Here is a 16,843-nt window from a genome sequence, read left to right on the forward strand (position 1 = left end):
AAAATGGCTATTTACCAATCAGGCGTGATTTTTGACCAAGTGGATACCGCCAATCCCGACTGCTGGACATTGGACGAATACGTCAAACGCGGCGGTTACAGCGCGCTGCGTAGAATCCTGTCCGAAAACATCTCGCAAACCGACGTGATTGACGAAGTCAAAACTTCCGGTCTGCGCGGGCGCGGCGGTGCGGGCTTTCCGACCGGCTTGAAATGGAGCTTTATGCCCCGTTCCTTCCCCGGCGAAAAATACGTCGTCTGCAACACCGACGAAGGCGAACCGGGTACGTTTAAAGACCGCGACATCATCATGTTCAACCCCCATGCCCTGATCGAAGGCATGATTATCGCCGGTTACGCGATGGGTGCGAAAGCGGGCTACAACTACATTCACGGCGAAATTTTCGAAGGTTATCAACGATTTGAAGCCGCACTTGCCCAGGCGCGCGCGGCAGGTTTTTTGGGTAAAAATATTTTAGGTTCGGACTTCGAATTCGAACTCTTCGCCCATCATGGCTACGGTGCATACATCTGCGGCGAAGAAACCGCATTGCTCGAATCGCTGGAAGGCAAAAAAGGCCAGCCGCGCTTCAAACCGCCGTTCCCCGCCTCGTTCGGCCTGTACGGCAAACCGACCACCATCAACAATACCGAAACCTTTGCTTCCGTACCGTTTATCGTCCGTGACGGCGGTCAGGCGTTTGCCGACAAAGGCATTCCGAATGCCGGCGGTACCAAACTGTTCTGCATCTCCGGCCACGTCGAACGTCCGGGCAACTATGAAGTGCCGTTAGGCACGCCGTTTGCCGAAATCCTGAGAATGGCGGGCGGTATGCGCGGCGGCAAAAAACTCAAAGCCGTTATCCCCGGCGGTTCGTCCGCGCCCGTATTGCCTGCCGACATCATGATGCAGACCAATATGGACTACGACTCGATTTCCAAAGCCGGCTCCATGCTCGGTTCCGGCGCGATTATCGTGATGGACGAAGATGTGTGCATGGTCAAAGCCCTCGAGCGCTTAAGCTACTTCTACTACGACGAATCCTGCGGTCAATGCACCCCCTGCCGCGAAGGCACCGGCTGGCTCTACCGCATCGTCCACCGCATCGTAGAAGGCAAGGGCCGCATGGAAGATTTGGATTTGCTGGATTCCGTCGGCAACCAAATGGCAGGCCGCACCATCTGCGCCCTCGCCGACGCCGCCGTCTTCCCCGTCCGCAGCTTTACCAAGCATTTCCGTGATGAGTTTGTGCATTACATTGAACACGGCGGGCCGATGAAAGAGCATAAGTGGGGAGGGTGGTAATGGCAGAAAAGAATTGTTTTGGCTACCCTTGTGATGATTGGGAAGCAGCTAAACTAGAAGCAAAGAAATATTTGATTGAGAAAGTTGCGAAACTAGGCAATGACATCACTTATGGAAATTTGGCATTGGCTATTAAAACAATTGATATTCCTGCATACGGTGATGCCATGAGCAATTTCCTTGATGAGATGAGTCGGTCAACATATGATGCACACGGTTTTATGTTAAGCGCTTTGGTGGTCTCACAGGAAACCCGAAAACCTGGTAAAGGATTTTGGACATTGGCAGAAAAATTATACAAAGAACAAAAAGATTGGGATTATTGGTACCGCAATGAGAAAAAGAAAATTTGGGAAAAATATAAACAATCCTAAGGTCGTCTGAAAAACACATCGCCGTCATTCCCGCGTAGGCGGGAATCCATAGTGGAATCTACAGAACCCGATATTTGAAAAGCAGTTGCCGAAATTCAAAAAATGGATTCCCGCCTACGCGGGAATGACGGCGGGAGTGGGCAGATATTTTCAGATGAAAACGGCTGTAAATGATATTGAAAAAAGTTGTTTATATTGCAGGAAACAATAAATGCGAAACCATCCGCTTGCTAGGCAACCTGCCGTATATATTTTGGCAAACGGTAAAAACGGAACACTCTATATCGGCGTTACCATGAATCTGCCGGAAAGGGTTTGGCAGCACAAAAACCATGTCAATGTTGATGGCTTTACTGCCCGATATGATGTGCATGATTTGGTGTGGTATGGGTTTTTTGAGAATATGCCTGAAGCAGTTGCCAAAGAAAAAACAATGAAAAAATGGCGACGTGAATGGAAGATTAAACTGATTGAAGAACAAAATCCCGAATGGTTGGACTTGTCGGGCGTGTTGTTTGTTTAGTTTTATTTCTGGAACTTTAAAAACTGTCGTTATTCCAGCTCCCGCCTACGCGAGGGCAGGCTACGGCGGGAATCAGCGTATAAAGTTAAGAAACCAATGTTTGAAAAACAGTTACCGAAACCCAAGAATGGATTCCCGCCTGCGCGGGAATGACGGCAAAGTAGGATAAACGTAACTGCCAACTACACTTAGATGGTCGTCTGAAAATGGCGGTCATAGAGTGGAACGCAAATTCCAAAGGCCGTCTGAACCCCATTTTTCAGACGACCTCCATAAAAGATTATTTATTAAATACCCGTAACTAGGAACGAACCATGTTACAAATCGAAATCGACGGCAAACAGGTATCTGTGGAGCAGGGCGCGACGGTGATTGAGGCCGCGCACAAGCTCGGTACTTATATTCCGCATTTCTGTTACCACAAAAAGCTCTCCATCGCCGCCAACTGCCGTATGTGTCTGGTGGACGTGGAAAAAGCCCCCAAACCGCTGCCCGCCTGCGCCACGCCGGTAACGGACGGCATGATTGTGCGCACGCATTCGGCAAAAGCCCGCGAGGCGCAGGAAGGCGTGATGGAGTTCCTGCTCATCAACCATCCGCTTGATTGTCCGACCTGCGACCAGGGCGGCGAATGCCAGTTGCAGGATTTGGCGGTGGGCTACGGCAAAACCACCAGCCGCTACACCGAGGAAAAACGTTCCGTCGTCGGCAAAGACATGGGGCCTTTGGTTTCCGCCGAGGAAATGAGCCGCTGCATCCACTGCACCCGCTGCGTACGATTCACCGAAGAAATCGCCGGCTTGCAGGAAATTGCGATGGCGAATCGCGGCGAACACTCCGAAATCATGCCCTTTATCGGCAAAGCGGTGGAAACCGAGCTGTCGGGCAACGTCATCGATTTGTGCCCCGTCGGCGCGCTGACCAGCAAACCGTTCCGCTTCAACGCGCGTACTTGGGAGCTGAACCGCCGCAAATCCGTTTCCGCACATGATGCTTTGGGCAGCAACCTGATTGTGCAAACCAAAGACCATACCGTCCGCCGCGTGCTGCCGCTGGAAAACGAAGCGATTAACGAATGCTGGCTGTCCGACCGCGACCGTTTCGCCTACGAGGGCCTGTATCACGAAAGCCGTCTGAAAAACCCGAAAATCAAACAGGGTGGCGAGTGGATGGACGTGGATTGGAAAACCGCGCTGGAATATGTCCGCAGCGCGATTGATTGTATCGCCAAAGACGGCAACCAAAACCAAGTCGGCATTTGGGCGAACCCGATGAATACGGTCGAAGAGATGTATTTGGCGAAGAAACTCGCCGACGGCCTGGGCGTTAAAAATTTCGCCACCCGCCTGCGCCAACAGGACAAACGTCTTTCAGACGACCTCAATGGTGCGCAATGGCTGGGACAAAGCATCGAATCGCTGGCGGACAACGAAGCCGTACTGGTGGTCGGTGCGAACCTGCGCAAAGAACAGCCGCTTCTGACCGCCCGCCTGCGCCGTGCTGCCAAAGAGCGCATGGCTTTGAGCGTGTTGGCAAGCAGCAAGGAAGAATTGTTGATGCCGCTTCTGGCTCAGGAAGCGGTGCATCCCGACGAGTGGGCAGGTCGTCTGAAAAACCTGTCTGCCGATGCGGAACACGCGATTACCGCCAGCCTGAAAAACGCTGAAAAAGCAGCGGTGATTTTGGGTGCGGAAGTGCAAAACCATCCCGATTACGCCGCGATTTACGCCGCCGCACAAGAGCTGGCGGATGCGACCGGCGCGGTACTGGGTATTTTGCCGCAAGCCGCCAACAGCGTCGGTGCGGACGTTTTGGGCGTGAACTCCGGCGAGAGCGTTGCCGAAATGGCAAACGCGCCGAAACAGGCAGTCTTGCTGCTCAACGTCGAGCCTGAAATCGATACGGCGGACGGTGCAAAAGCCGTAGCCGCGTTGAAACAGGCGAAAAGCGTGATGGCGTTTACGCCGTTTGTCAGCGAAACGCTGCTGGACGTGTGCGACGTATTGCTGCCGATCGCGCCGTTTACCGAAACCTCGGGCAGCTTCATCAATATGGAAGGCCGTCTGCAATCCTTCCACGGTGTCGTTCAAGGTTTCGGCGATTCGCGTCCGCTGTGGAAAGTGTTGCGCGTATTGGGCAACCTGTTTGACCTGCAAGGCTTTGAATACCACGATACCGCCGCGATTTTGAAAGACGCGCTGGATGCGGAAAGCCTGTCGTCCAAACTGAACAACCGCGCCGCTTCGGCTCAAAAAGATTTTCAGACGACCTCAAACCGCCTTGTGCGTGTGGGCGGAGTCGGCATCTATCACACCGATGCCATCGTGCGCCGTTCCGCGCCGTTGCAGGCGACCAGCCATGCCGCCGTGCCTGCCGCGCGCGTGCATCCGAACACTTTGGCGCGCTTAGGTCTGCAAGACGGGCAAACCGCCATCGCCAAACAAAACGGCGCAGGCGTGTCCGTGATGGTCAAAGCCGATGCCGGACTGCCTGAAAACGTGGTGCATCTGCCGCTGCATACCGAAAATGCCGCGCTGGGTGCGTTGATGGACACTATTGAACTGGCGGGAGCTTGATTATGCAGGAATGGTTCCAAAACCTCTTTGCCGCAACGCTCGGTCTGGGCGATTTGGGCATCACCGTAGGCTTGGTGGTGTCCGTCATCGTCAAAATCGTGATTATCCTGATTCCGCTGATTCTGACCGTTGCCTACCTTACTTATTTCGAACGTAAAGTCATTGGATTTATGCAGCTTCGCGTCGGCCCGAACGTAACCGGCCCGTGGGGTCTGATTCAGCCGTTTGCCGACGTGTTCAAACTCTTGTTTAAAGAAGTAACCCGTCCGAAGCTGTCAAACAAAGCCCTGTTCTACATCGGCCCGATTATGTCGCTCGCCCCGTCTTTCGCGGCGTGGGCGGTGATTCCGTTCAACGAAGAATGGGTGCTGGCCAATATCAATATAGGCCTTTTGTACATCCTGATGATTACCTCGCTGTCGGTTTACGGCGTGATCATCGCGGGCTGGGCTTCCAACTCTAAATATTCGTTCTTGGGTGCAATGCGTGCTTCCGCGCAAAGCATCTCCTACGAAATTGCCATGAGTGCCGCGCTGGTGTGCGTCGTGATGGTATCGGGCAGCATGAACTTCTCCGACATCGTTGCCGCGCAGGCAAAAGGCATCGCGGGCGGTTCCGTGTTCTCGTGGAACTGGCTGCCGCTCTTCCCCATCTTCATCGTCTATCTGATTTCCGCCGTTGCCGAAACCAACCGCGCACCGTTTGACGTGGCAGAGGGCGAATCCGAAATCGTTGCCGGACACCACGTCGAATATTCCGGTTTCGCGTTCGCGCTGTTCTTCCTTGCCGAATACATTTTCATGATCCTGATTGCCGCGCTGACCTCGCTGATGTTCCTCGGCGGCTGGCTGTCCCCATTCCCGCAAAGCTGGGGCTTGATCGGTACGCCTTCCGCATTTTGGATGTTCGTGAAAATGGCGGCGGTGCTGTACTGGTATCTGTGGATACGCGCCACCTTCCCGCGCTACCGCTACGACCAAATCATGCGCTTGGGCTGGAAAGTGCTGATTCCCATCGGCTTCGCCTATATCGTGATTTTGGGTCTGTGGATGATTTCGCCGCTGAATTTGTGGAAATAAGTTTCAGACGACGTATCAAGGTCGTCTGAAAACGCAGTTTTGAATATTTAACGGAATCCCTGTTTTGAGGGAACAGAATATGGCTAATTTAGTAAAAACTTTCTTGCTCGGCGAGTTGGTAAAGGGCATGGGCGTAACGCTCAAAAACTTTTTCGCCCGCAAAGACACGATTTATTTCCCCGAAGAGAAAACGCCGCAATCCGTGCGTTTCCGCGGTCTGCACGCGCAGCGGCGGTATCCGAACGGCGAGGAACGCTGCATCGCGTGTAAATTGTGCGAGGCGGTGTGTCCGGCAATGGCGATCAATATCGAATCGGAAGAACGCGAAGACGGCACGCGCCGCACCACGCGTTACGACATCGACCTGACCAAATGCATCTTCTGCGGCTTCTGCGAAGAGGCCTGCCCGACCGATGCGATTGTGGAAACGCATATTTTTGAATACCACGGCGAGAAAAAAGGCGACTTGTACATGACCAAGCCGATCCTCTTGGCAATCGGCGACAAATACGAAGCCGAAATCGCCAAACGCAAAGCCGCTGACGCGCCGTACCGCTAAGGAGCAGACGAATGACTTTTTCCGCGATTCTGTTCTATATCCTTGCCGCCATCGTCCTATACGGCGCGCTGCGTACCGTTACTGCGAAAAACCCTGTCCATGCCGCTTTGCATCTGGTGCTGACCTTCTGCGTGAGCGCGATGATTTGGATGCTGATGCAGGCGGAGTTTTTGGGCGTTACGCTGGTGGTCGTGTATGTCGGCGCTGTGATGGTGTTGTTCCTGTTCGTTGTGATGATGTTGAACATCGACATTGAAGAAATGCGTGCCGGTTTCTGGCGTCATGCGCCTGTTGCCGGTGTCGTCGGTACGCTGTTGGCGGTTGCGCTGATCCTGATTCTGGTCAACCCTAAAACCGACCTTGCCGCGTTTGGTTTGATGAAAGACATTCCTGCCGATTACAACAACATTCGCGATTTGGGCAGCCGTATTTATACCGAATACCTGTTGCCGTTCGAACTGGCGGCGGTATTGCTGCTGTTGGGTATGGTGGCGGCGATTGCGCTGGTTCACCGCAAAACCACCAATCCGAAACGCATGGATCCTGCCGACCAAGTTAAAGTGCGCGCCGACCAAGGCCGTATGCGCTTGGTGAAAATGGAAGCCGTAAAACCGCAAATCGAATCTGCCGAAGAAAACGAAGTTTCAGACGACCTCAAGCCGAAAGAGGAGGGCAAAGCATGATTACCTTGACGCATTATTTGGTATTGGGCGCGCTCCTGTTCGGTATCAGCGCGATGGGTATCTTTATGAACCGCAAAAACGTGCTGGTCTTGCTGATGTCCATCGAGCTGATGCTCTTGGCGGTAAACTTCAACTTTATCGCCTTCTCGCAGCATTTGGGCGATACCGCCGGACAGATTTTCGTATTCTTCGTACTGACCGTCGCCGCTGCCGAATCCGCCATCGGTTTGGCGATTATGGTGCTGGTGTACCGCAACCGACAAACGATTAATGTTGCCGATTTGGACGAGTTGAAAGGGTAATAAAGGTAGGTTTGGTCGAGGCCCGAAAAGGCGCCGATGCCGTCTGAAAACCCGATAGGAAAAACGATGAAGTCCATAGACGAACAAAGCCTGCACAATGCCTGCCGCCTGTTTGAAAGCGGCGACGTCGACAGTATCGAAGTCGGTACCACCGCGGGCCTGCAACAGATTCACCGTTACCTGTTCGGCGGCTTATATGATTTTGCGGGTCAAATCAGGGAAGACAACATTTCCAAAGGCGGTTTCCGTTTTGCCAACGCCATGTATTTAAAAGAGGCCTTGGTTAAAATCGAGCAGATGCCCGAGCGGACTTTTGAAGAAATCATCGCCAAATATGTTGAAATGAACATTGCTCATCCGTTTTTGGAGGGTAATGGCAGAAGTACCCGCATCTGGCTGGACTTGGTGCTGAAGAAAAACCTGAAAAAAGTCGTAAACTGGCAAAATGTAAGCAAAACTCTGTATTTGCAGGCGATGGAACGCAGCCCCGTCAACGATTTAGAACTGCGCTTTCTGTTAAAGGACAACCTGACCGACGATGTGGACAACCGTGAAATCATCTTTAAAGGTATTGAGCAGTCATATTATTACGAAGGGTATGAGAAAGGCTGAAGGTCGTCTGAAAAGCGATTTCAGACTGTTTCAGACGACCTGATGCGGTAGGTTGGGCTAACCCCCGACGAAAAAATAACATGACCAATTAAAGCCCGTTGTTTTGAAGGGCTGCTTTATCAGATTTGAGTATTTAGCGTGCAGTATGGGTTGAAAGCCCATTAATAAAGATACGAAGACAGCTTGAAAGTGTCGAATTGGCAAGCCAATCTAAAAAACCTTTCGGGCAGTCTGAAGTTTAGAAAATTCCTAAAATCAAAAAGGTTCATCCAAAATGAACGACATGACTTTATATCTCATCATTGCCCTCGTGCCTTTGGCAGGCTCGCTGATTGCGGGTTTGTTCGGCAATAAAATCGGACGTGCCGGAGCGCATACGGTTACGATACTCGGCGTGGCGGTGTCCGCCGTGTTGTCGGCCTATGTGCTGTGGGGCTTTATCGACGGCAGCCGTGCCAAGTTTGACGAGAATGTCTATACCTGGCTGACGATGGGCGGTTTGGATTTTTCCGTCGGTTTTTTGGTTGATACGATGACGGCGATGATGATGGTCGTGGTAACGGGCGTGTCGTTGATGGTGCATATCTACACCATCGGCTATATGCACGATGAACAAATCGGCTATCAACGCTTCTTCAGCTATATCACCTTGTTTACATTCAGCATGTTGATGCTGATTATGAGCAATAACTTCATCCAGCTCTTCTTCGGTTGGGAAGCGGTGGGCTTGGTGTCGTATCTCTTGATCGGTTTCTATTTCAAACGTCCGAGCGCGATTTTCGCCAACCTGAAAGCCTTTTTGATCAACCGCGTCGGCGACTTCGGCTTTTTGCTCGGTATCGGCTTGGTACTTGCCTATTTCGGCGGCAGCTTGCGCTATCAGGACGTATTCGCTTATCTGCCCACCGTACAAAATGCCACCATCCAGCTTTTCCCCGGTGTGGAATGGTCTTTGATTACTGTAACCTGTTTGCTCCTGTTTGTGGGCGCGATGGGTAAATCGGCTCAGTTCCCGCTGCATGTCTGGCTGCCCGATTCGATGGAAGGCCCGACGCCGATTTCCGCATTGATTCACGCCGCGACGATGGTTACGGCGGGTCTGTTCATGGTGTCGCGCATGTCGCCGATTTACGAAATGAGCAGCACCGCGCTGTCGGTCATCATGGTGATTGGCGCGATTACCGCCCTGTTTATGGGCTTCTTGGGCGTGATTCAAAACGACATCAAGCGCGTGGTTGCGTATTCCACCCTGTCGCAACTGGGTTATATGACCGTGGCTCTGGGCGCGTCCGCCTATTCCGTGGCGATGTTCCACGTCATGACCCACGCCTTCTTTAAAGCCTTACTGTTCTTGGCGGCGGGTAGCGCCATTATCGGTATGCACCACGACCAAGATATGCGCCACATGGGCAATCTGAAAAAATACATGCCGATTACTTGGCTGACCATGCTGATCGGTAACTTGTCGCTGATCGGTACGCCGTTCTTCTCCGGCTTCTACTCCAAAGATTCGATTATCGAAGCGGCGAAATACAGCACCCTGCCGGGCAGTGGCTTTGCCTATTTTGCCGTCCTCGCCAGCGTGTTCGTTACCGCGTTTTACGCGTTCCGCCAATACTTTATGGTGTTCCACGGCGAAGAAAAATGGCGCAGCCTGCCTGAGCATCATGATGATCATCATGGCGAAGAACATCACGGCTTGGGCAAAAACGACAATCCGCATGAAAGCCCGCTGGTCGTTATCCTGCCGCTGATTCTGCTTGCCATTCCGTCCGTCATCATCGGCTACATCGCCATCGAACCCATGCTCTACGGCGATTTCTTCAAAGAGGTGATTTTCGTCAATGCCGACGCGCATCCGACCATGCACATCATGAAAGAAGAGTTCCACGGCGCATTGGCAATGGTGTCGCACAGCCTGCATTCGCCCGTCCTCTATCTCGCTATCGCCGGCGTATTGAGCGCATGGCTTTTGTACGTCAAACTGCCGCACCTGCCCGCCAAAATTGCGCAGGCGTTCCGTCCGGTTTACGTTTTGTTTGAAAACAAATACTACCTCGACGCCCTGTATTTCAACGTCTTCGCCAAAGGCACGCGTGCATTGGGCAACTTCTTCTGGAAAGTCGGCGATACCGCCATTATCGACAACGGCATCGTCAACGGCTCCGCCAAACTGGTCGGCGCGATTGCCGCTCAGATACGCAAAGTCCAAACCGGCTTTATCTACACCTACGCCGCCGCTATGGTGTTCGGCGTATTGGTATTGCTCGGCATGACCTTCTGGGGATTGTTCAGATAAAGGCGGATTTTCAGACGACCTGTCCGTAGTCGGTCTAGAGGGCGTCTGAAAAAGGAAACACGAGAAACAATGGTTGAAGACAAATTACCGCAAACCCTAGAAGAAGTCCGCGAAGCCATCGACGGTTTGGACAAGGAATTAATAGAATTACTCGCCCGCCGGCAGAAGCTGGTACGGCAGGCAGGCCGTCTGAAACCTAAAAACGATATGCAGGCGGTTTCCGCGCCCGAACGGGTGGCACAAGTGATTGCCTCGCGCCGTGCCTATGCCGAAAAGGCCGGTTTGTCGCCCGAAGTAGCCGAAGCAGTTTGGCGCAGTATGATTGATGCATTCATTAAACTGGAGATGGAAACCAACCGTGCCGACGGGGCGTAGCCAACATTTCGGTCATAATTGATTTACTTGGATAGATACGGAATTTGCTGACCGCCGTCATTCCCGCGCAGGCGGGAATCCAGACCTATCGGCGCATAAACCTGTCAAGGGAAAAGGCTTCCTAAAATCTACGTTCTGGATTCCCGCCTGCGCGGGAATGACGGGATTTAATAAGCAGTTGTATCGACAGGTTTATCTAGATACAGAATCAAAGAGGCGCGAAAATGCCCGACACACAAACCATCCGCTCCGCCGAATTTACCGCTCCCCACGCATGGGGCGCACTCGACATTGCCAATATGAACGGCACTACCGTGCGCCTGCACTGGACGGACCAGCCCTACAAATGGCACGTTAATGACGGCGAGGAAGTGTTTGCCGTAATGGACGGCGAAGTCGATATGCACTACCGAGAAAACGGTGAAGAACACATTGTTCGGTTGAAAAGCGGCGACATCTTCTACGCAGGAATCGGCACGGAACACGTCGCCCATCCGTGCGGCGAAGCGCGGATTTTGGTGATCGAGAAAGAAGGCAGTGTTTGAGGTCGTCTGAAAAAGAAAACCATTCAAGTTGTAGGTCGGATACTTGTATCCGACATGAAAAAGAAAATAGTACAGCGTGTCGGATTCGAGAATCCGACCTACGGCTGAAAGATTCGGCAGAATTAGCTTGAGATAAATAGCAGAAGCCTGAACAATCTTTTTCAGACGACCTCTTAAAAACGTCGTCTGAAAAACCAACCCATACAACTATATTTTTATTTTAACCACAGGTTAACCACTATGTCTTCCAACTACCTACTCAGCTTGGCAATATGGATACCCATCGCTGCGGGCGTGCTAGTTTTGGCGACGGGGCCGGACAGCCGTGCGCCGCTTGCCCGCGTGCTCGCTTTAATCGGTGCGCTTGCCGGTTTCTTGGTAACGCTGCCCTTGTTTACGGGTTTCGACCGTTTGAGCGGCGGCTATCAGTTTACCGAGTTCCACGAGTGGATTCCGCTTTTGCGAATCAACTACTCGCTGGGGGTGGACGGTATTTCGGTGCTGTTTGTCATTCTGAACGCGTTTATCACGCTGATGGTGGTGCTGGCGGGTTGGGAAGTGATTCAGAAGCGTCCGGCGCAGTATATGGCGGCGTTTTTAATCATGTCGGGCCTGATTAACGGCGCGTTTTCGGCGCGGGATGCCCTGCTGTTTTATGTGTTCTTCGAGGGTATGCTGATTCCGCTGTACCTGATTATCGGCGTGTGGGGCGGTCCGCGCCGCGTGTATGCGTCGGTGAAGCTGTTTCTCTATACGCTGATGGGTTCGTTGCTGATGCTGGTGGCGATTGTGTATCTGTCTTACCAAGTCGGCGGCTTTGCGATTGAGGATTTCCAAAACATCAAACAGATTCCGCTGGGCGTGCAACAGCTTTTGTTTGTGGCGTTCTTCCTGTCGTTTGCGGTGAAAGTGCCGATGTTCCCCGTGCACACTTGGCTGCCGGATGCCCACGTTGAGGCGCCGACCGGCGGTTCGATGGTATTGGCGGCGATTACGCTGAAATTGGGCGCATACGGCTTTTTGCGCTTCATCCTGCCGATTCTGCCCGATGCGTCGCGCTATTTCGCGCCGGTCATCATCGTGTTGAGCCTGATTGCGGTGGTGTATATCGGTATGGTTGCGCTGGTACAGACCGATATGAAAAAACTGGTGGCGTATTCGTCCATCAGCCATATGGGCTTCGTTACTTTGGGGATGTTCTTGTTCATTAACGGGCAGTTGAACGACTGGGCATTGAAAGGCGCGGTTATTCAGATGATTTCGCACGGTTTCGTGTCGGCGGCGATGTTTATGTGCATCGGCGTGATGTACGACCGCCTGCACACGCGCAATATCGCCGATTACGGCGGCGTGGTGAACGTGATGCCCAAGTTTGCGGCGTTTATGATGCTGTTTGCAATGGCGAACGCGGGTCTGCCGGCGACTTCGGGTTTTGTGGGCGAGTTTATGGTGATTATGGGCGCGGTCAAAGTGAATTTCTGGGTAGGCGCACTGGCGGCGCTGACGCTGATTTTCGGCGCGTCTTACACGCTGTGGATGTATAAGCGCGTGATTTTCGGCGCGGTCGGCAATCCGCACGTTGCCGATATGAAAGACATCAACTGCCGCGAATTTGCGATTCTGGCGATTTTGGCGGTTGCGGTATTGGGTATGGGCCTGTATCCGCAGGCATTTATCGAAGTGGTGCATCAGGCGGCAAACGATTTGATTGCCCATGTGGCGCAAAGCAAGATTTGAGGTGTGCGAATGAACTTGATTGATTTGAACTTAATGCCTGCCATGCCCGAAATCGTGCTGTTTGCGCTGCTGATTGCCGTATTGCTGGCAGATCTGTGGATTAGCGATAAAAACCGCTATCTGACCCATCTGATGAGCTTGGGGACCGTCATTATCGTGGCGGTTACGCAGCTGGCAGTGTGGGAGCAGGGCAGTACGCTGGCGTTTCACGGAATGTATATTGCCGACGGTATGTCGCGCCTGTCCAAGCTGGTTTTGTACGGATTGACCTTCGGGTTGTTTATTTACAGTAAACCATACAATCAGGCGCGCGGTATTTTTAAAGGCGAGTTTTATACTTTGTCGCTGTTTGCCCTGTTAGGCATGAGCGTGATGGTGAGTGCGGCGCATTTCCTGACCGCCTATATCGGTTTGGAACTTTTGTCGCTGTCGCTTTACGCCATGATTGCGCTGCGCCGCGATTCCGGCCGCTCCGCCGAAGCCGCGCTCAAATATTTCGTCTTGGGCGCGCTGGCTTCCGGCCTGCTGCTCTACGGTATTTCAATGGTGTACGGCGCGACGGGTTCGCTCGAATTTGCCACTGTTTTGGCGTCGTCTTATAGCGAACTTGCCAACGAATGGCTGTTGAAACTGGGGCTGGTGTTTATCGTCGTGGCGGTGGCGTTCAAACTGGGCGCGGTGCCGTTTCATATGTGGGTGCCCGACGTGTATCACGGCGCGCCGACATCCGTTGCCACGTTTGTCGGTACGGCGCCGAAAATCGCCGCCGTCGTCTTTGCCTTCCGTATCCTAGTTACCGGTTTGGGCACGGTGCATCACGACTGGTCGCAGATGTTCGCCGTGTTGGCGGTGGCATCGCTGTTGGTCGGCAACCTTGCCGCCATCATGCAGGCCAATATCAAACGTATGCTCGCCTATTCTACCATATCGCATATGGGCTTTATCCTGCTGGCGTTTATGGCGGGGGCGGTCGGTTTCGCGGCGGGCTTGTATTACGCCATTACTTACGCGCTGATGGCGGCGGTCGGTTTCGGCGTATTGATGGTATTGTCCACCGATAATATTGAGTGTGAAGAAATCAAAGATTTGGCAGGTTTGAACCAACGCCATGCCTGGTTTGCCTTCCTGATGCTGCTGGCGATGTTCTCGATGGCCGGTATTCCGCCGCTGATGGGCTTTTACGCCAAATTCGGCGTGATTAAGGCTTTGTTGAGCGCATCGACCGCCCAAAACGCCGCCATGGCGGGCAGCACATACATCGTACTTGCCGTGTTCGCCGTGGTGATGTCGTTAATCGGCGCGTTTTACTACCTGCGCGTAGTCAAAGTCATGTATTTTGACGAAGCCACCCATGACCAACCCGTCGGCAGCAACTATGCCGCCAAATTCTTCCTGAGCGTCAACGCGTTCTTGCTGGTTTTGTGGGGCATCATGCCGCAAACGGTGATTGACTGGTGCGCCAGGGCTTTGGAAAACACCTTGTAAAGCGATGAACCGAAACGGCAGCCGTGTCAGAGGCTGCCGTTTTTGTTAAGATATGCAGCCCAAGATTGTTTTTCAGACGACCTTTTTCTTGTTCAATACTTGGATTTTCAATACGGCAACCGACCGTCGTCATTCCCGCGCAGGCGGGAATCCAGGGCTGTCCAGCCGGAAACCTATTGGGTAAAAAGTTTCCTAAATTCTACGTTCTAGATTTCCGCTGGAGCCTGTCCCCACACAGGCGGGGACGGGAATGACGGGGTTTAATAAACAGCTTTATCAGAATTTACCTTAAAAAGGTCGTCTGAAAAAAGAAAGACACATACATCATGACCGCATCCATGTACATCCTTTTGGTATTGGCGCTCATCTTCGCCAACGCCCCCTTCGTGACCACTAAGTTTTTCGGCGTACTCCCGCTCAAGCGCAAACATTTCGGGCATCACCTCGTCGAATTGGCGGCAGGCTTCATCCTGACCGCCGTCCTCGCCTACATCCTCGAATCCCGCGCCGGCGCGGTACAGCATCAAGACTGGGAGTTTTACGCCACCGTAGTCTGCCTCTACCTGATATTCGCCTTCCCCTGTTTCGTATGGCGTTATTTCTGGCACGCACGCAACCGCGAATAAGCTTTTCAGACGATCTCCCGCCTATCCTGCCATCCCGAATACACGAGAAAAACCATGTCCCTGCAAAACCTTTCCAACATCCGCACCCTTGTCGTCAAAGTCGGTTCCAGCCTCGTTACCGCGGGCGGCAAAGGCATAGACCAAGCCGCACTTGACCGCTGGGCGGCGCAAATCGCCGAACTGGGCAAACAAGGCGTGCAAACCGTCCTCGTTTCCAGCGGCGCCATCGCAGAAGGCATCAAACGGCTGGGCTGGAGCAAACGCCCCACCGCCATCAACGAACTGCAAGCCGCCGCCGCCGTCGGACAAACCGGCATCGCCCAAGCCTACGAAGCCGCGTTCGCACCGCACGGCATCCGCACCGCCCAAATCCTGCTCACCCACGACGACCTGAGCAACCGCACCCGCTACCTCAACGCCCGCAGCACCCTGCAAACCCTGTTGTCCAAAGGCATCGTCCCCGTCATCAACGAAAACGACACCGTTACCACCGACGAAATCAAACTCGGCGACAACGACACCCTCGGCGCGCTCGTGACCAACCTCATCGAAGCCGACGCCCTTGTCCTTTTGACCGACCAAAAAGGTCTGTACGACAGCGACCCGCGCAAAAATCCGCAAGCCAAACTGATTCCGACCATAGCAGCCGACCATCCCGACCTCGAAAGCATGGCGGGCGGCGCAGGCAGCAGCGTCGGCACCGGCGGCATGTACACCAAAGTGACCGCCGCCAAACGCGCCTCACTCAGCGGAGCCGCCACCGTCGTCGCATGGGGAGGCGAACCCGACATCCTCGTCCGCCTCAAACAAGGCGAAAGCATAGGCACGCTCTTTACCAGCGCACACAGCCGCGTCGCCGCCCGCAAACAATGGCTGCTCGGACACGTCCAAACCGCAGGCAGCCTGACCGTCGACAGCGGCGCGGCAAAAGCCCTGACCGAACAACACGCCAGCCTGCTGCCCGTCGGCTGCATCCGCGCGGACGGACATTTCCACCGCGGCGAACTCGTCGCCATCCTCGATACCGAGGGCAAAGAAATCGCCCGCGGCCTCACCAATTACAGCAGCGGCGAAACCGCCAAAATCCTGCAAACCCCGTCCGAGCGCATCGCCGAAAAATTAGGCTACGCCCACGAAGACGAACTCATCCACCGCGACAATATGGCGTCGCATGGGTAGGGAAGGAAAAGTAAATATATAAGGTCGTCTGAAACTCAACAATGCGGTTTCAGACGACCTGTGGTTTGTCTGGGCAGGAAATTCAGGTTGCAGGCCGGATATCCGTATTCGGTGGAGCGGTTGAGGTTTTCCCTGCTTCTTCACGACGATGAAATGTCGGCTTTGGAAATTCGATTTGCCGCTTCGAATCCGGTTAAAACGATAGCGGATGAACATTTAGCTAAATGACTTTATTTTCAATACGCAAATTATCGGGTATCGTCATTCCCGCGCAGGCGGGAATCCATTTTTGAAACTCAGAAACTGTTTTTCAAATCAAGGTTTCTCAAGTTTTACGATGGATTCCCGCCTGCGCGGGAATGACGGAATTTGATGGCATGCCGGATTTAAAGTTAAGTATAGTGGATTAAATTTAAACCAGTACAGCGTTGCCTCGCCTTGCCGTACTATTTGTACTGTCTGCGGCTTCGTCGCCTTGTACTGATTTAAATTTAATCCACTATATGTTTGCTATAGCTGCGTTATTCCGAATCCACTTTATCTGTTATCTGCTTAAAGACCGTCTGAAAACCGTCCGCCTTGTT

The 16,843-nt window shown here is 53.1% G+C and carries 16 protein-coding genes and 1 pseudogene; 16 read left to right on the forward strand and 1 reads right to left on the reverse strand.

The window, feature by feature from the left end; all coding sequences use genetic code 11:
• The first annotated feature begins 3 nt into the window (after positions 1 to 3).
• From nuoF to proB, 16 genes are all read left to right on the forward strand, one after another.
• Complete coding sequence (nuoF, locus tag NSCA4_RS0103680; protein ID WP_016686883.1) at positions 4 to 1,305, forward strand: NADH-quinone oxidoreductase subunit NuoF; 1,302 nt, start codon at positions 4 to 6, stop codon at positions 1,303 to 1,305.
• Positions 1,305 to 1,679, forward strand: a complete 375-nt coding sequence (locus NSCA4_RS0103685; RefSeq protein ID WP_016686884.1) for a hypothetical protein — start codon at positions 1,305 to 1,307, stop codon at positions 1,677 to 1,679. The genes nuoF and NSCA4_RS0103685 overlap by 1 nt, the downstream gene beginning before the upstream one ends.
• 211 nt (positions 1,680 to 1,890) lie before the next feature.
• Complete coding sequence (locus NSCA4_RS0103690; RefSeq protein ID WP_016686885.1) at positions 1,891 to 2,202, forward strand: GIY-YIG nuclease family protein; 312 nt, start codon at positions 1,891 to 1,893, stop codon at positions 2,200 to 2,202.
• Positions 2,203 to 2,516: 314 nt separating this feature from the next.
• On the forward strand, positions 2,517 to 4,778 hold the full coding sequence (nuoG, locus tag NSCA4_RS0103695) for an NADH-quinone oxidoreductase subunit NuoG (protein WP_016686886.1): 2,262 nt from the start codon (positions 2,517 to 2,519) through the stop codon (positions 4,776 to 4,778).
• Between the two features lie 2 nt (positions 4,779 to 4,780).
• Complete coding sequence (nuoH, locus tag NSCA4_RS0103700; RefSeq protein WP_016686887.1) at positions 4,781 to 5,857, forward strand: NADH-quinone oxidoreductase subunit NuoH; 1,077 nt, start codon at positions 4,781 to 4,783, stop codon at positions 5,855 to 5,857.
• 79 nt (positions 5,858 to 5,936) lie between these two features.
• Complete coding sequence (nuoI, locus tag NSCA4_RS0103705) at positions 5,937 to 6,416, forward strand: NADH-quinone oxidoreductase subunit NuoI (protein ID WP_016686888.1); 480 nt, start codon at positions 5,937 to 5,939, stop codon at positions 6,414 to 6,416.
• An 11-nt stretch (positions 6,417 to 6,427) separates the two neighbouring features.
• The gene (locus NSCA4_RS0103710) at positions 6,428 to 7,099 is read left to right on the forward strand and encodes an NADH-quinone oxidoreductase subunit J (RefSeq protein WP_016686889.1); all 672 of its coding nucleotides are present in this window, start codon (positions 6,428 to 6,430) and stop codon (positions 7,097 to 7,099) included.
• Positions 7,096 to 7,401 carry an NADH-quinone oxidoreductase subunit NuoK gene (nuoK, locus tag NSCA4_RS0103715; RefSeq protein ID WP_002215628.1) on the forward strand — a complete coding sequence of 102 codons (306 nt, stop codon included), beginning with the start codon at positions 7,096 to 7,098 and terminating at the stop codon, positions 7,399 to 7,401. The genes NSCA4_RS0103710 and nuoK overlap by 4 nt, the downstream gene beginning before the upstream one ends.
• 36 nt (positions 7,402 to 7,437) lie before the next feature.
• A complete protein-coding gene (fic, locus tag NSCA4_RS0103720) occupies positions 7,438 to 8,013 on the forward strand; it encodes a protein adenylyltransferase Fic (protein ID WP_036538041.1) in 576 nt (191 codons plus the stop codon).
• Positions 8,014 to 8,287: 274 nt separating this feature from the next.
• Entirely contained in the window at positions 8,288 to 10,312 is a 2,025-nt protein-coding gene (gene nuoL / locus NSCA4_RS0103725) for an NADH-quinone oxidoreductase subunit L (RefSeq protein ID WP_016686891.1), read from the forward strand.
• 69 nt (positions 10,313 to 10,381) lie between these two features.
• Positions 10,382 to 10,687 carry a chorismate mutase gene (locus NSCA4_RS0103730; RefSeq protein WP_016686892.1) on the forward strand — a complete coding sequence of 102 codons (306 nt, stop codon included), beginning with the start codon at positions 10,382 to 10,384 and terminating at the stop codon, positions 10,685 to 10,687.
• A 224-nt stretch (positions 10,688 to 10,911) separates the two neighbouring features.
• On the forward strand, positions 10,912 to 11,232 hold the full coding sequence (locus NSCA4_RS0103735) for a cupin domain-containing protein (protein ID WP_016686893.1): 321 nt from the start codon (positions 10,912 to 10,914) through the stop codon (positions 11,230 to 11,232).
• A gap of 240 nt (positions 11,233 to 11,472) precedes the next feature.
• The gene (locus tag NSCA4_RS0103740) at positions 11,473 to 12,969 is read left to right on the forward strand and encodes an NADH-quinone oxidoreductase subunit M (protein ID WP_016686894.1); all 1,497 of its coding nucleotides are present in this window, start codon (positions 11,473 to 11,475) and stop codon (positions 12,967 to 12,969) included.
• A gap of 9 nt (positions 12,970 to 12,978) precedes the next feature.
• Positions 12,979 to 14,454 (forward strand): NADH-quinone oxidoreductase subunit NuoN, encoded by a 1,476-nt coding sequence (gene nuoN, locus NSCA4_RS0103745; RefSeq protein ID WP_016686895.1) that lies wholly within the window; start codon positions 12,979 to 12,981, stop codon positions 14,452 to 14,454.
• 326 nt (positions 14,455 to 14,780) lie between these two features.
• Entirely contained in the window at positions 14,781 to 15,080 is a 300-nt protein-coding gene (locus NSCA4_RS0103750; RefSeq protein WP_016686896.1) for a DUF2818 family protein, read from the forward strand.
• A gap of 54 nt (positions 15,081 to 15,134) precedes the next feature.
• Entirely contained in the window at positions 15,135 to 16,259 is a 1,125-nt protein-coding gene (gene proB, locus NSCA4_RS0103755; RefSeq protein ID WP_016686897.1) for a glutamate 5-kinase, read from the forward strand.
• Between the two features lie 393 nt (positions 16,260 to 16,652).
• Here proB and NSCA4_RS14515 read toward each other — a convergent pair.
• Positions 16,653 to 16,763 (reverse strand): annotated as a pseudogene (locus NSCA4_RS14515) (IS5/IS1182 family transposase); the annotation flags it as partial.
• Positions 16,764 to 16,843: the final 80 nt, after the last annotated feature.

The sequence above is a fragment of the Neisseria sicca 4320 genome (assembly GCF_000193735.1).
Classification (GTDB): Bacteria; Pseudomonadota; Gammaproteobacteria; order Burkholderiales; family Neisseriaceae; genus Neisseria; species Neisseria sicca_E.